The organism is Vreelandella subterranea (genome assembly GCF_900111305.1).
GTDB lineage: Bacteria > Pseudomonadota > Gammaproteobacteria > Pseudomonadales > Halomonadaceae > Vreelandella > Vreelandella subterranea.
Genome location: NZ_FOGS01000014.1, coordinates 1 through 13,790, shown reverse-complemented (window position 1 = coordinate 13,790; position 13,790 = coordinate 1). Strand labels below are relative to the sequence as shown.

The 13,790-nt window shown below is 56.1% G+C and carries 22 protein-coding genes and 1 pseudogene; 10 read left to right on the top strand and 13 right to left on the bottom strand.

The window, feature by feature from the left end:
• The first annotated feature begins 28 nt into the window (after positions 1–28).
• Positions 29–691: a phosphoribosyltransferase gene (locus BMX75_RS16505; RefSeq protein WP_092829794.1), complete on the top strand. Its 663-nt coding sequence runs from the start codon at positions 29–31 to the stop codon at positions 689–691.
• Position 692: 1 nt separating this feature from the next.
• Here the strand turns inward: BMX75_RS16505 and BMX75_RS16500 are convergent, their stop codons facing one another.
• Positions 693–1,655 carry a LysR family transcriptional regulator gene (locus BMX75_RS16500; RefSeq protein ID WP_092829792.1) on the bottom strand — a complete coding sequence of 321 codons (963 nt, stop codon included), beginning with the start codon at positions 1,653–1,655 and terminating at the stop codon, positions 693–695.
• A gap of 119 nt (positions 1,656–1,774) precedes the next feature.
• Here BMX75_RS16500 and BMX75_RS16495 point away from each other — a divergent pair, with 119 nt between their 5' ends.
• On the top strand, positions 1,775–2,719 hold the full coding sequence (locus tag BMX75_RS16495; RefSeq protein WP_092829790.1) for a sodium-dependent bicarbonate transport family permease: 945 nt from the start codon (positions 1,775–1,777) through the stop codon (positions 2,717–2,719).
• Positions 2,720–2,763: 44 nt separating this feature from the next.
• Here the strand turns inward: BMX75_RS16495 and BMX75_RS16490 are convergent, their stop codons facing one another.
• Positions 2,764–3,438: a VTT domain-containing protein gene (locus tag BMX75_RS16490; RefSeq protein ID WP_092829788.1), complete on the bottom strand. Its 675-nt coding sequence runs from the start codon at positions 3,436–3,438 to the stop codon at positions 2,764–2,766.
• Positions 3,439–3,493: 55 nt separating this feature from the next.
• Here BMX75_RS16490 and BMX75_RS16485 point away from each other — a divergent pair.
• A pseudogene (locus BMX75_RS16485) lies at positions 3,494–3,724 on the top strand (helix-turn-helix domain-containing protein); the annotation flags it as partial.
• A 69-nt stretch (positions 3,725–3,793) separates the two neighbouring features.
• On the opposite strand, the gene BMX75_RS16480 reads toward BMX75_RS16485, so the two are convergent.
• On the bottom strand, positions 3,794–4,216 hold the full coding sequence (locus BMX75_RS16480) for an MAPEG family protein (protein WP_092829786.1): 423 nt from the start codon (positions 4,214–4,216) through the stop codon (positions 3,794–3,796).
• Positions 4,217–4,313: 97 nt separating this feature from the next.
• Between BMX75_RS16480 and BMX75_RS16475 the strand changes: the two genes are divergently transcribed.
• The 4 genes from BMX75_RS16475 to BMX75_RS16460 all read left to right on the top strand — a co-directional run bounded on the left by BMX75_RS16475 (position 4,314) and on the right by BMX75_RS16460 (position 7,153).
• The gene (locus BMX75_RS16475; protein ID WP_092829784.1) at positions 4,314–4,988 is read left to right on the top strand and encodes an FAD-binding oxidoreductase; all 675 of its coding nucleotides are present in this window, start codon (positions 4,314–4,316) and stop codon (positions 4,986–4,988) included.
• A gap of 139 nt (positions 4,989–5,127) precedes the next feature.
• The gene (locus BMX75_RS16470) at positions 5,128–5,541 is read left to right on the top strand and encodes a hypothetical protein (protein ID WP_092829782.1); all 414 of its coding nucleotides are present in this window, start codon (positions 5,128–5,130) and stop codon (positions 5,539–5,541) included.
• Positions 5,538–6,485 carry an aldo/keto reductase gene (locus BMX75_RS16465; protein ID WP_092829780.1) on the top strand — a complete coding sequence of 316 codons (948 nt, stop codon included), beginning with the start codon at positions 5,538–5,540 and terminating at the stop codon, positions 6,483–6,485. Before BMX75_RS16470 ends, BMX75_RS16465 begins: the two co-directional genes overlap by 4 nt.
• Positions 6,482–7,153, top strand: a complete 672-nt coding sequence (locus BMX75_RS16460) for an MFS transporter permease (protein ID WP_092829778.1) — start codon at positions 6,482–6,484, stop codon at positions 7,151–7,153. Before BMX75_RS16465 ends, BMX75_RS16460 begins: the two co-directional genes overlap by 4 nt.
• A gap of 90 nt (positions 7,154–7,243) precedes the next feature.
• On the opposite strand, the gene BMX75_RS17995 is transcribed toward BMX75_RS16460, so the two are convergent.
• From BMX75_RS17995 to BMX75_RS16440, 5 genes are all read right to left on the bottom strand, one after another.
• Positions 7,244–7,399: a YHYH domain-containing protein gene (locus BMX75_RS17995; protein WP_245748615.1), complete on the bottom strand. Its 156-nt coding sequence runs from the start codon at positions 7,397–7,399 to the stop codon at positions 7,244–7,246.
• Between the two features lie 255 nt (positions 7,400–7,654).
• Positions 7,655–7,993 carry a low molecular weight protein tyrosine phosphatase family protein gene (locus BMX75_RS16455; protein WP_092829776.1) on the bottom strand — a complete coding sequence of 113 codons (339 nt, stop codon included), beginning with the start codon at positions 7,991–7,993 and terminating at the stop codon, positions 7,655–7,657.
• Positions 7,994–8,238: 245 nt separating this feature from the next.
• A complete protein-coding gene (locus BMX75_RS16450) occupies positions 8,239–8,436 on the bottom strand; it encodes a porin family protein (RefSeq protein WP_092829774.1) in 198 nt (65 codons plus the stop codon).
• Between the two features lie 190 nt (positions 8,437–8,626).
• The gene (locus tag BMX75_RS16445) at positions 8,627–9,394 is read right to left on the bottom strand and encodes a CPBP family intramembrane glutamic endopeptidase (protein WP_175474762.1); all 768 of its coding nucleotides are present in this window, start codon (positions 9,392–9,394) and stop codon (positions 8,627–8,629) included.
• A 43-nt stretch (positions 9,395–9,437) separates the two neighbouring features.
• Entirely contained in the window at positions 9,438–10,337 is a 900-nt protein-coding gene (locus BMX75_RS16440) for a LysR family transcriptional regulator (protein WP_092829772.1), read from the bottom strand.
• A 98-nt stretch (positions 10,338–10,435) separates the two neighbouring features.
• Between BMX75_RS16440 and BMX75_RS16435 the strand changes: the two genes are divergently transcribed.
• Positions 10,436–11,257: an SDR family NAD(P)-dependent oxidoreductase gene (locus BMX75_RS16435; protein ID WP_092829770.1), complete on the top strand. Its 822-nt coding sequence runs from the start codon at positions 10,436–10,438 to the stop codon at positions 11,255–11,257.
• 131 nt (positions 11,258–11,388) lie between these two features.
• Here BMX75_RS16435 and BMX75_RS16430 read toward each other — a convergent pair whose 3' ends face one another.
• The 4 genes from BMX75_RS16430 to BMX75_RS16415 form a co-directional block, all read right to left on the bottom strand.
• Positions 11,389–11,703 (bottom strand): HigA family addiction module antitoxin, encoded by a 315-nt coding sequence (locus BMX75_RS16430; RefSeq protein ID WP_092829768.1) that lies wholly within the window; start codon positions 11,701–11,703, stop codon positions 11,389–11,391.
• A gap of 13 nt (positions 11,704–11,716) precedes the next feature.
• The gene (locus tag BMX75_RS16425) at positions 11,717–11,998 is read right to left on the bottom strand and encodes a type II toxin-antitoxin system RelE/ParE family toxin (RefSeq protein ID WP_092829766.1); all 282 of its coding nucleotides are present in this window, start codon (positions 11,996–11,998) and stop codon (positions 11,717–11,719) included.
• 133 nt (positions 11,999–12,131) lie between these two features.
• The gene (locus tag BMX75_RS16420; RefSeq protein ID WP_092829764.1) at positions 12,132–12,395 is read right to left on the bottom strand and encodes a Txe/YoeB family addiction module toxin; all 264 of its coding nucleotides are present in this window, start codon (positions 12,393–12,395) and stop codon (positions 12,132–12,134) included.
• Complete coding sequence (locus BMX75_RS16415; RefSeq protein ID WP_092829762.1) at positions 12,392–12,634, bottom strand: type II toxin-antitoxin system Phd/YefM family antitoxin; 243 nt, start codon at positions 12,632–12,634, stop codon at positions 12,392–12,394. The genes BMX75_RS16420 and BMX75_RS16415 overlap by 4 nt, the downstream gene beginning before the upstream one ends.
• Positions 12,635–12,900: 266 nt before the next feature.
• Between BMX75_RS16415 and BMX75_RS16410 the strand changes: the two genes are divergently transcribed.
• Together BMX75_RS16410 and BMX75_RS16405 are read left to right on the top strand one after the other, a co-directional pair.
• On the top strand, positions 12,901–13,137 hold the full coding sequence (locus BMX75_RS16410; protein WP_092829760.1) for an addiction module protein: 237 nt from the start codon (positions 12,901–12,903) through the stop codon (positions 13,135–13,137).
• A 5-nt stretch (positions 13,138–13,142) separates the two neighbouring features.
• Positions 13,143–13,454, top strand: coding sequence for a type II toxin-antitoxin system RelE/ParE family toxin (locus BMX75_RS16405; RefSeq protein WP_281244592.1), 312 nt, complete (start codon positions 13,143–13,145; stop codon positions 13,452–13,454).
• Between the two features lie 181 nt (positions 13,455–13,635).
• Here BMX75_RS16405 and BMX75_RS16400 read toward each other — a convergent pair.
• Positions 13,636–13,790 (bottom strand): transposase (locus BMX75_RS16400; protein WP_175474761.1); only part of this gene is annotated, 155 nt, incomplete at its 5' end.

Genomic DNA, 13,790 nt, shown 5'->3' with positions numbered 1-13,790 from the left:
CCACCGATAGGGTATTCAGGAGTTACTCATGCCTAACCGTCAAGAGCGCTTCGAAAATCGACATGACGCAGGACGTCAACTCGCCAACGCACTGACCGGCCAACACCACGACGTCGTTCTCTCCCTACCGCGCGGCGGTGTGCCCGTGGCCTACGAAGTGGCCATGCATCTTCAACTGCCGCTGGATATCCTGGTGGTACGCAAGCTGGGTGCACCGGGGCATGCCGAGTTCGGCATCGGCGCGGTGGTGGATGGCGATCCATCTCAGGTGGTGATGAATTCGCAGACGGTGGAGATGCTGCAGGTACCCGAGCGCTATATTGAAGAGGAAATACAACGACAAAAGCGCGAGATTATCCGCCGTCGCCACGTCTACAGAGGCGACCGAGCGCCGGTGAACGTGAGCGGACGCCGGGTACTACTGATAGATGACGGTATCGCCACCGGTGGCACGGCAAAGGCAGCCGTCAGGGCACTGCAGCAGGCGGGGGCTGCCACTGTCACTTTGGCCGTGCCCGTTGCCCCGGCCTCGACACTGGATGAACTGGCTGGCGATGTCGACGATGTAATTTGCCTGGCAACCCCCGAGCCCTTCAACGCCGTGGGCGAGCACTACCGGGACTTTACCCAGACCAGCGATGACGATGTCCTTGAGTTGTTGCAGGCAGCCCGTGACGCGTCGAATAAGTAAGCTAACGCCTCTCGGTGTCCAGGGTTCGCAACAGTTCAGCGACGGCAAGTTCTCCCTCGGGCTCATTAAACTCGAGCGCCAGCCACGCCTGTACAAAGCTTAAAAAGCGATAGGCGGCAGGCGGTAGACGGCGCTCTCGACGCACCACGAAGTGCCAGCGGCTTTTCAGCGGAAACCCCTGCAAGGGCAGCTCCTGAACGCCTTTGGGCGAATCCGCCACCACATGGCGCGACAACACCGCCAGCCCCATGCCAGAGGCCACCGCCAGGCGGATCGCCTCGTTACTGGCAATCTGTTGGGTAGCGCGCAGCTCAATGCCTGCGCTGTATAGCCAGGCATCAAAGGTATGCCGGGTCGCCGAGCCCGGTTCACGCAGCAGGAAACGCTCGTCTTTCAACGACTCCATGGTGAGGTCTTTTACATTAGCCCAGCGGCTATTTTCAGGCCCTACCACCACCAGCGGATTGCTCAGAAAAGGCGCGGCCATCACATTAGCCTCTGAAGGCGGGTGGCTAAATACGTAGAGGTCGTCTTCGTGGCGCTCGAAGCGATTGAGCATCTGCTGACGGTTACCGATCTCCACCGTGACATCTACCTGGGGGTTAGCCTGACTGAAGGGCCCCAACAGCCGCGGCAGTACGTACTGGGCGGTATTCACTAAACCAATACTGAAATGGCCGCGGCCGCCGCGGTTGTATTCGTCCAGATACTGGCTGAACACATCGGTGCGGCTGAGCAAGTCCTGACTTAGCTGATAGAGCGCCTGACCAACCTCGGTGGGGACTACGCGCCCCTCTACTTGGCGCACGATGGGTTCGCCGACAATTTCCCGCAGCCGTTTCAGCTGCTGAGACACCGTCGGCTGGGTCAGATGCAGCCGATTGGCAGTGGCGGTAATCGAGCCTGTGCGCACCACATCGGCATAGACCTGCAGCAGGCGGAAGGTCAGTTGTCGTACTTTCATCGCTTACACCATAGATAATCCTCTATGACTATATAAAGCTTATTTGCTTTCATCAATCCGTTAGGATCGCTAAGGTAGTCTCACTGTTCATTCACCCCAGCTTTTCAAGGAGATTTGCCGTGCCGGATATTGTGGTCATGTTCTTTATATTAGGTGTTGTCGCCGGTGTGGTGCGCTCCGATCTCAGCATTCCCAAAGCCGCTTACGACATCTTGAGCCTGCTGCTGATGCTGACCATTGGCCTCAAGGGGGGCATGGCACTGCATGGGAGCCTGAATATTGCCCTGCTCATCGAGCTTGCCGGGGTTACCCTGCTGGGCATTTTAATCCCGTTGATCATCTTCCCCGTTGTTCGCTATCTGGTGCGGCTATCTTTGGCAGACAGCGCCAGCCTTGCTGCCCACTACGGTTCGGTTAGCGCCGGCACCTTCGCCGTCGCTCTGGCGTATACCGAAGCGCACAGCCTGATAACCGGCGGGCAGGTAACGCTTTATCTGGTGCTGCTTGAACTGCCGGCGATTATGCTCGGGATTTTGCTCTATCGTCGCTTTAGCCAGGCAGGTTCTGCCACTAGCATGTCGAGCCTGTGGCACGAGACGCTGACCAATCGCGGCGTCATCCTGCTGGTCGGCGGCGTTTTGATCGGCTGGCTATACGGGCCGAATGCCGGCGAATCGGTGACCAGCCTTTACACCAATGCTTTCCAGGGCATACTGGCGCTGTTCCTGCTGGAAATGGGCCTGGTGGCAGCAGAGACGCTGCGCAGCCTGCGCTGGGGACACAGCCGCCTGATCATCTTTGCCCTGGCAGCGCCCGTTGCGCTCTCCTGCCTGGGTTTGATGATGGCGTACTGGCTTGGGCTGCCCGCTGGCTCCGCGGTGATTCTGGCGAGTCTTACCGCCAGCGCCTCCTACATTGCCGCCCCCGTCGCCATTCGCGCCGCAATTCCAGACGCCAACATTGGCCTTGCCATGCTGGCGTCGTTAGGACTCACCTTCCCCTTCAATGTGCTGATAGGTATTCCGCTCTATCATCAGCTTTGGGAATGGATGGCAGGGTTTTAATGACTCTGACACATAGATCATTGTCCCGAATAGCCTGATGAAGTTCAGCCAGAATCATGACGTACATAACTTTTGCGTCTGAACCATGCCCCGGCGAGGAGCAGCAACGTTAGTGCAATTAATGGCAGGACCACGCTGGGGCCGATAGCCTTGTCCTTTTCTACCGTTTCCAATGTCCCGTAAATAGCACTGGCGTAAACAGCCCACTTCATCCCCAGGCCGATGAGAGCCGCCATCACAAAAGTCATCAGCGGCAAGCGCAACAGGCCACCAGCAAAATTGATGATCGCGTGAGGAAAACCAGGCAAAACACGCAAGGCGCACTGTGTTAAAAAATCGCTACGTGTCTCTAATTGCTTCAAGACACCATAAGCCCGCCCAGAGAGCGTCCAGCGGTCACCGAAGCGAGTCGATAAGTAGTACGCGCCAAGCGCCCCCGCTACGCTGCCGACAATCAGCATCGGTGTCGCCGCCAATGGCGCGTAAAAGGGGGCAATCAGCCACAGTCCGATACCGCCCGGCAGGCCAATACCCAACGTCACCGCCATGATCAAAATCACCGAGCCAATCACTAAGGGATGGTTCGGGGCCTCACCCACCCAGCGCCGCAGGTTGAGCACTTCAGGCGGATGCCACATCCACACATAGCTGACCATCAGTAGCATGGCCCCAATCGCCACCCAGCGCCATGTACGGCTTAGTAAACGGTTTTTAAACATTGCGGGGTCTCGGTTATCTATTTATTTCTTGCCATCATAATGGCCCATGAACAGGCTATTTCATAGATTTGAACGGATCATGCTTGTTATCCGACAGAGGCTGCGCCTCCACGAAGCCCGACGACTCATGCTGGCCGAAGGGCTGGAAGCAGCCACCACCAGCTACCGGGTTGGCTATGAAAGCCCCTCCCAGTTCAGCCGCGAATATAGCCGCATGTTCGGCTCGCCGCCACGGGCTGACGTCAGCTACTTGCGAGGGGCCAGAGCAGCGCCCGAGCCTGCCTGAGGTATTGCATACCCCTTATCGGTTACAACAGGGCGCTGGGAAAGCGTGGGTGCTCTGTTTTGGGTCGTTTCAATGAAGTGCCGACATAATCAGGCCACACATCACAAACATGCACCCCACGCCGACGAAATAAGCGACCGTTCGCCATGGCTGAAGGCCTGCCAGCAGGCACAAGGTGTGCACGTAACGGGCGCCGGTAAACGTCAAAAAAAGCCAGGCCGCCAAGCCTGGCGCAGCGCCCACCCACACATAGGCAACCCCAAGCGCCAGAAAGATGGGGATATTTTCGACATCGTTTGACCAGGCACGAGCGGCCCTTTGCACCTGGGGCAATTCCTCTTTCGCAGCGTCTCTGCCGACAAAGGCGGCATCTTCGGGGGTCTTGAAAGTCATCTTGGTGATGCGATGAAACCCTTGATACACGGCAATCGCGAACATCTTCAAAAAAAGCAGCACTGACACAACCGCGTACCAATACACTGCGTTATCCATGGTGTCTCCTTGCGTTTAATGCCCGGCTTTGCAACCCGACGCTCCCACGGCCAACATGACGTATTGCAACCTAACGATGAGAGGCATAAGGCGAAGTATGGACCATACACTCGAAATCCAGGAAATCCGCAATCTCACTCATGATGTCAAACAGATACGGCTTGCCAAGCCTGAGGGATACACCTTTACGCCTGGCCAGGCGACCGAGGTCGCCGTCAATCGTGAAGGGTGGACCGACGAGAAACGGCCGTTCACGTTCTCTTCGCTGGTGTCTGATCCGTGGCTGGAGTTCGTCATCAAGATCTATCCGGACCACGAGGGCGTCACCCAGCAGATCGGCCAGCTCAAGGAGGGGGACTCGCTGATCGTTGGCGAGCCCTGGGGCACCATCGAATACAAGGACGAAGGTGTGTTCCTGGCAGGCGGTGCGGGCGTAACGCCGTTTATCGCCATTCTGCGCGACCTGCATCGCAAGGGCGAGATCGGCAACAACCAGTTGATCTTCTCCAACAAGACCGAGCGCGATATCATCCTCAAGGAAGAATTCGAGACGATGCTGGGAGACCAGTTCATCAACGTCATCACCGACGAAAAGCCGTCCGGCGACCATGTCGTCACCGATGGCGTCATCGACAAGGCCTTTCTGACATCGCATATCAAGGACATGAGCCAAGCCTTCTACGTGTGCGGCCCGGACCCGTTCAACGAGAGCATCATGGCAGCCTTGAAAGAGCTGGGCGCCAACCCGGACGCGCTGATCTTTGAAAAGTGAGATGTTGTGCAATGCACTCTGATATGAGTACCACGTTGCCAAGGGTCGCCTGGGGTTTCCGGGCGACCCGTTGATACTCGCTAGGCGGCTTTACAGCCGCGCATTCAACATCAGGCTCCCCCTTTAATGGAGCGATGTCATGCCACTGCCCGCCCCACAACCCAATGCCTGGATACGCTTTCTCGCCCACCTGCTGTTTATCCTCGCGGCGTGGACGCTGTTCATCAAATACCTGTTTCCCGTTGGCTATGCGCTGGCATACGGCGAGCCCTGGGCGCGGTATATCTATTGGGATCTCTGGCCAGTGGCCCATGTCTGGCTAGGCTGGGCGCTGCTCAAACAGCCCCGCTACACGCGCGCATTGGCGGTGGGCATGTCCATCATTGAAATCCTCATCATTGGCACCCTGTTCGTGCGCTTTCTCAATGACCCCGAGTGGTCGATATGGCGTACCAACTGGTTTGTGAATAAGGTGTTTGTGCTGACCTGCTTTGTGCTGGTGTTGGCGGCCACGGTGCCGATCCCCAAAAAATGGAAGGAGCGACCGCTATGAGCTATCTCATCAAGCATCGCATCACGCGCCGAGAAAGCCTTACGCTCATCGGCGCCACGCTGGCCGCCACGATGTTGCCAAGCGTGCCGCTGTTTGCCAACACGGGTGGGATGCATCAGAAGGCGTTTGCAGGTACTGATAAAACGCTGCCCGTGATCGGCATGGGCACCTGGCGAACATTCAACGTTGGCAGTGACCCGACGTTGCTTGATGCGCGCACCGAGGTGGTGAAGGCCTTTTTCGAGCATGGCGGCGGCCTGATCGACTCTTCACCCATGTACGGCTCGGCGCCGGATGTGATGGGCTATGCCCTGCAACAACTTGGCACGCCCGAGAGCCTATTTTCCGCCGAGAAAGTCTGGAGCCCTGCCGGTGGCTCGGCCCGCGAGCAGGTGGCGGAGTTGAAAGACCGCTGGACGGTGCATCACTTCGACTTGGTGCAGGTGCACAACCTGACCGACTGGCGCGAGCACCTGGCCGCGCTGCAGGAAATGAAGGCCGAAGGCGTTATCGGCCATGTCGGCATTACCACCTCCCACGGGCGCCGCCACGACAAGGTGGAGCAGATCATGTCGTCAGAGGATATCGACTTCGTTCAGCTCACCTACAACATCACCCACCGCGAGGCCGAAAACCGGCTACTGCCCCTGGCGGAAGAACGCGGCATCGGCGTGATCGCCAACCGTCCTTACGATGGCGGCAACCTGATCAAGCATCTCAAGCAGCGTAACGCGGCATTGCCCGAGTGGGCCAACGAGGAATGCGGCTGCACAACCTGGGCGGACTTCCTGCTGAAATTCATCGTCAGCCACCCGGCGATCACCTGCGCGATACCCGCCACCACCCAGGTCGAACACATGCGCGAGAACATGTGCGCCGGCCACTCTCTTATGCCCTCGGCCGATGCCCGGCAGCGGATGGCTGATTATATCGAGTCGCTATGAACGCCTGGACCAGTTACCGGCTACAGGACTTTATTCCCTTCACGGCGGAGGTGTACTTCCGCCTGCTGGAGCGCATGGGCGAAACCTTCTGGCCGCTGCACCTGCTGACCCTCACCCTCGGCGGCGCCACCCTGGCACTGGCGCTAAGACACCGCACGCGACTCGCCTGCCTGCTGCCCGCCCCGCTCTGGGCCTTTGTCGCCGTGGCGTTTTTCTTTCAGCGCTATGCAGAACTCAACTGGGCCGGGGGCTATGTTGGCTATGCCTTCATCGCCCAGGCCATGCTGCTGATACTGATGGCGCTAACGGGATGGAGCATGGATAACGCACCACGCGCAACAAACCCACCGGTTGCGATAGGCATCGCCATCGCCCTCTACGGCCTGATCATTATGCCGCTGATGGCACCGCTGAGCGGCGGTCCCTGGTACCAGGCGGAAGTATTCGGCATCCACGCCGACCCCACGGCGGTGACCACGCTGGGGCTGGTGCTAATCATGTTGCGGGGTGTCGCCCTCTGGATCGCCGTCATCATCCCCGCGCTCTGGCTGCTCATTTCTGGCCTGACCCTGCAGGTGTTGGGTTCGGCGGGCGCAACAACGCTGTTCGCCGTGTTGGTGATTGCGCTGTTAGGGATAGTTTGGAAGAGCATAGCGTCTAAGCCATAGTCTTTCAGCGTCGTCCGCATGACCAACCATGACCAACGGGGTAACACTGAACCGAGGAGAAACCTTGTCCACAGTGCAGCTAACTACTGGTTAATGGCAGTGATAAGGCTTAGAACCGGCGTGACAACCGTTTTTATCAGTACCGCCAGAGTGGCCATGAGCGACGCCAACAATCATCATTGAAGCGAACAGGACAGCAATTATCTTTTTCATAATAGACCTCTTTTTATTGGAGATATTTTCCATATTGCCTTCCATTGCATTGGAAAACCCACGAGCCTTGTGAGTGTTAATAATGATTATGCAGTGTTTCCCAGTGCGCCGATAGCAATCAGTTCAAGCGCTCCGAACGAGCATGGAGTTCAACGGCTTCAAAACTATGAAAGTGGGCTTTCTCCGCAGCCCTAAGCGATGCAGCATGCTCTAGCTCAATTTCAGGCCAAACCAGATTCGACATCATCGATGCCAAAGTGGTGATAGCCGCGCCCAGCCTAGCCCCAGCTATGTTTCGACGGAAGATAATCGCACATACTCTGGCACCCTTTCCTTGAGCAATTTGATGAGTTCGGGCTGCATTAATTCATAGTGATCAGGAATATCCAGACAGACTAACCTCTTCCCCTTCAAAGCGTCCTTGTACCTCCTGGCGACCTCATCCTGGTGGTGCTTTTCCATCACCAGGATGATATCAGCCCACTCTATCAAGCCCCGGGAAACGGGCGTTTGCGCATGTGCCCCTGTGCCAGCGCCGATTGCCCGGATACCGGGATAAGCTGAAAAGACATTTTCCGCCGTTGGGCTGCGTAGCCTATTTTCGCTGCAGATGAATAGAAGGTTCATAGGCGCTCCCTTGTTTACTGTATGTGCCAGCGACAATTTGCCAGAGACGTTGGCATTCATAACAGCACGATCAGTGCAAGTTGCATCGTAACGCGGCCGATATTGGTTATGAGCCTGAGCTAGACCAGCGCCTTAACGCGCTGACAGCGTACCGCCTGGAAGTATAGGAGGGTTGCGTGAGATAAAACGGAAGCGCCGGGGCGAACCCCGGCGCTGATATCGTTCATGGCAAAACAAATTGACGGTTAGAAGCGGAAACCGGCTGACGCGGTAAAGGTATCGATCTTGTAGTCGCTGTCAAAGTCGTAGCGCTCGTATTCGGCACGGACCAGGAAGGGGTCGAAGTTGAGCTGCGCACCGACACCATAGACCGGATCGGTACCGTCCTGATTTTCAAGATCAACGCTAGCATCGCCTAGGTTACCGTCGACGTTCGATAACAAGGAAGATTCGGTTACGGCAGGTAAGTTTTTGTTGTAAAAAAAGTGCTTCTATCTGGAGATAGAAGCGCTTCGGTCATCGACTCAGAGCGGACAACGGTTCGTCTTTAACATCGGCGTTCAGCGGTGCCGGATAGCGGTGCACCTTTTGTGAAAACGAAAGGTGTGACGCTTTCTGGCGCCCCCTGCATTCTCATGCCACTACAATGCTAACGACATGGCTCACCATATGCGCAAAGGCGTGAGCGACAATCGCCGCCTCCAAGCCGTATCGCCAGAACAGGTAGCCGAAAAGTACCCCAAAGACAGCGTTCGCGCCGACGACGAACACTGCCAGGTCAGCCGTCAACTCGCCGACCTGGGCTGCAGCAGCGGGCAGGTGGCCTGCGCCAAATAAGAGTGCGCTTACGACAATGGCGAACCAGATATAGACGATCTGTGGTGTCCCTTTTCGACGTTGCAAGAGTCGCCACGCCATCCAAACCAGCACCGTCATTAGCCCCCACCGTAAAAGCAGTTCCTCCGTGATACCGCCATAGAGAACCCGGGCGACGAGTGGCACGGTAAACGGCTGCTCCACGTCAGCAAGCTCCGCAGGGGCGTAGCCGCCAATCGCAAAGAGCCCAAGCCCTCCCAGCAACCCGCAAAGAAGCCCGGGGAACAGTTGGGGTCGGAGTGCTGCGGCTACCGGCTGACGGGTTACCGCTGCCTCAAACGCGGGCGCACTGAGGCCGACCTTCGGTGCCAGCAACACGCCCAACCACACGACAAGCGCGACAAGGAGCCCGCTCTGCGCGATGCTCGCCGCCAACACCAACCACAAGGGTAAAGGGAGTGACGCGTCGCCCAACACCTGGGGAAGCACCGTAACGGTTAAGGCAACTACACCGAGTATGCCTGCAAGGAACAGGAGCAAGCCGAGCTTGAGTCGCGGAAATCTGATGGTATCAATCGTCGTCATAGGCACATCCTGTGGCTCATCATCCCGCGCTAACCTTACCCTATTAACTCAACGAAACCACGTCCCGCAGTGCATTCTTGAAGTGTGTGAAGGCGGACGTTTGCTGTCGGCGACTCGGGTAGTAGAGGTAGTAACCAGCGAACGGCTCACACCACTCTTCCAGCACACGCACCAGCGCACCAGACGCTATTTGCCTGCTAACGATGTCCTCAAGGATGTAAGCAACGCCGTACCCCTCGGCTGCCGCGGCAACCATCAAATCGCTGTCGTTGAAAATGGGGCCTCGGCCAGGCTTGACCGTGAGGCTGCGGCCATCCTTTTCGAAATCCCAGGGTGATAACTCCCCGCTGCGATTTCTGAAGCTGATGCAGGCATGCTGGGACAGTTCGGAAGGTTGTTTGGGTGTACCGTGTTGCGAGAGATAAGAGGGCGCAGCGACAACAGCGACCCGCATTTGAAGGCCAATTGGCAGTGCCACCATATCGTTCTCAAGCCGTTCGCCCAGTCGGATGCCAGCGTCAAACCTGCCCGCGATGAGGTCCACGAAATCGTTTTCGACGGAGACCTCAACGTCAATACCCGGATGCTGTCGAATCAAAGAACTCAGCGCTGGCCAGAGAATCGTGTCGGCCGCGTGTTTCCCGGCACTCACCCTGACCGTACCGATCGGTTCATCGCGCAGGCTGGCGAGCAACTCGATTTCGTTGGTCAGTTCATCAAGCGCCGGCGACAGTTTTGTCAGCAGACGGGCGCCGGCATGGGTCGGCGAAACACTGCGCGTCGTGCGCGCCAGCAGCCTGATCCCAATGTCTTCCTCCAACCGCTTGAGCGTTTGGCTGAGCGCCGACTGAGTAACGCCCAACCGCTTAGCGGCGCGCGTAAAACTGCCTTCAGCAGCGATGATGCGGAAAATTTCCAGATCGCCGAGCAGGCTTGGGCGCATTCGTTAGCTCTCCTTATAGACCCTATAACTAATAAGCAGATTATCATGATTTATTAGAGGGCCTACTATGTAACAACATTATAGATAGGGAGCACCTCATGGCTAGAAACTGGCTCATCACGGGCGCAAGTCGTGGGTTAGGTCTGGAGATCGCCCGGGCGGCGCTTGCTGCTGGTGAAACCGTCGTCGCTACGGCTCGGTCTGCCAACGACGTTACGGAAGCACTTGGACCCAACAGCAGACTTCACGCGCTAGCACTCGATATTACGGACGAAGATGCGGCCGTCGCCGTGGTACAGGAGGCAGCGGATCGGGTTGGCACGATCGACGTGTTGGTCAACAATGCTGGCCAAGCACAGCTCGGCTGGTTCGAGACGATCAGCAGCGCACAAGTGCGGCGTCAGTTCGAGGTGAATGTCTTCGGCACGATGAACGTAACCCGTGCTGTGGTGCTACACATGCGTGCGCGCCAATCAGGCCTCCTCATCACCATCTCCTCCGTTAACGGGCTGCTCGCCAACCCAGGAGGATCCATCTACGCATCGTCAAAATTTGCAGTTGAGGGCTGGATCGAGGGATTTGCACAGGAACTGGCACCCCTCAATATCACATCGATGGTGGTTGAGCCGGGCATGCTGCGAACCGATTTCCTTGACGACAAATCAGCCGAGCACGGTGATATCGACGTTCCCGATTATGCAGAAGCGACCCGACAGTTCCGCTCGTTTATCGCCGCCGCCAATCATAACCAGCCTGGTGATCCGGTCATGCTCGCAGAACAAATCGTCTCCCTCGGCATGTCGAACGAGCCACCCGCCCGTTTCGTCTTTGGTGACGATGCACAGGAGTGGGCCACCGACAAGGTCGGTCGTCTCAAAATGGAGATCGAAGAGTCGGTTAATATCGCAAACGGAAATTAAATCAATGGAATCAGAGTCATTGATTTTGTGACCATCTCCATTTTGTGAGGCAATGAGTGGTGAGTGGCCCGCCATCACCGGTGACAAAACCGCGGCGGAGCGGAGGGTCTGACATCCGGTGCATGGCATGGTTATGCAACGTTTAATGGCTTAATCCGATCAACTTCTTCCTTCACCGACTGGGCTGCCGTCCATAGATCAATAGCGCGCTGTGCATTCAGCCAAAACTCCGGAGAGTTACCAAACAAACGCGCAAGCCGGAGCGCCATTTCAGGGCTGACAGCACGACGTTCTCGCAATAGCTCATTAACTGACTGGCGCGAGACACCCAGAGACTCAGCCAGTCTTGCAACTGTCAGGTCATAGTCCGGCAAGAAATCCTCTCTCAGCATCTCACCAGGATGGGTGGGCTTGCGCTGCATACCGGTAGTGTTAAGAATCGCCATATCATCACCTCACTCAGTGGTAGTCACACACTTCGACTTCGTACGCATCACCATCTTCAAAACGAAAACAGATACGCCACTGATCATTGATTGAAATTGCGTGCTGCCCCTGCCTGTTTCCGGACAATAGGGGAAGTCGATTGCTGGGCGGCACTTTCAAATCCTCCAGCTGTACGACCAGATCCACGTATTCAAGTTTTCCAGCTGCTCTCGGCGCAACATCCGCAGGAAATTTCTTTGACTTGCCTTTGGAGTAAAGTTCTTGGGTTCTTTTGTCAGCAAAGGATTTGATCATGAAACAAAGCGTATTGCGTCACGTGACGCTTGTTAATGAGGTATGGGAATGACTGCATAACGCGGAGCTTTGCGGCAATTTTGGAACCGCGCAGCGGTGGAAAAATTGTCCGGCAACAGCGGCTGGTTATGCATTATTCGTAGTGGCTCCAAAGCCTGAGAACTTTCACCACCCGTTCGTCGTCGAGCACTTGGTAAACCAGACGATGCTGAATATTGATGCGGCGTGAATAGGCCCCCGCAAGATCACCAATGAGCTTCTCAAACGGAGGCGGCTTGCGGTATGGATCTTCTTCTATCAGTGCCAACAATTCCTGGGCTTTTGGCTTGAGACCGCTGAAGGCCAGTTTCTTTGCATCTTTCTGAGCTTGCTTGGTGTAAACCAACTTCCATGTCACCAGTCCAGCTCCTCATCGCATTTATCCACGGGGGTATCCATCCCCTCACGAATAGACTCACGCATGCCCGGTACGGCGAGCAGGTAAAGTGTTTCCTGAATGGCCGACCAGTCTTCCTCGGATACCAAGACAGCTTTGTTCCGCTTTCCCATGATGACGATTGGCTGGTGGGACTCGGCAGTTTCATCAATCAACCGATAAAGGTTGCTGCGCGCCTCTGTTGCTGTGATTCCGGTCATGACGCACCTCTTGCGTGTTCAACTTTTCACCAAGTGTACGCCTTAGGGAACGTACGTCAAGACGAACGTTCTGCATAACGAGGCTGTAGAAAAACCCGATTTCGAGCACTTCTATCGCCTGGCGTCCTAATTTTTTGACTCAACCCGACGTCACACGTGCCGGTTTGGAGCCGCAGCGCGGCGGAAAAGCGGTCACAGTGCTGCCACTTGTTATGGGTTGAAACATCCTGCATCATTTACTCGTGTCTATCTCCGCGGGGTATCAAATGACTGCGCTCGAACTCGAAACCCTCAGAAATGCTGCCATGACGCTCTCCGAACAGGAGCGTGCCGCTTTGGCCAAAGATCTGGTGGCAAGCTTGGACGGCCCTGCAGATGAAGGTGTTGCAGAAGCGTGGGACCGTGAAATTCGCCGAAGAATCCAAAAGATTGATTCGGGAGAAGCAGAGCTGCTTGATGCAGAGGAAGTCCTGTCCCGCGCCAGAGATCGAATCAGAGGCTGATAATTTTGAGAGTAAGTGTCAGCAGGGAAGCTGCTGCGGAATTGGAAGAAGCCGCTGCCTGGTATGAGCAGGAGGAAGTTGGGCTCGGAGAACGCCTGATTGATGCATTTGAGCAAGCAATAAGGCTGCTTGAGGAACCAAATCCCCCGCTGGTTCCAGTCCCCCACAAAGCGGCAGAATCCGGAGCAAAACAGCTCATTCTTTATAGATTCCCTTTCTCGCTCATAACCATCGAAAGAAACCAAACTTTCATCGTCGTTGCTTTTGCCCACCACTCAAGAAAACCAGGCTTTTGGCGGAAACGGATTACCCCATAACGAGGCTGTAGAAAAACCCGATTTCGAGCACTTCTATCGCCTGGCGTCCTAATTTTTTGGCTCAACCAGCCACCTGGCTGAGTCATACTAATATTGGCATTCAGCCACTTGAGCGCCCAGCCAAAGCGCGTTAAATACTGTATTTTGCGCTCACAAAGCAACATCACCCGCTCAAAGCCCCTCATGAAGCGGCCAAGTGACCATAATTCGCTAACTTCTCAATATTGTGCACCATACAGTAGAGCTTCCACTGACCTTGCACCTTCTTCTTGCCCCGTAGGCTGAAGCGGCTCAGCCTCTTCGTCGTGCCAATATTACCGAACACCGGTTCTACTA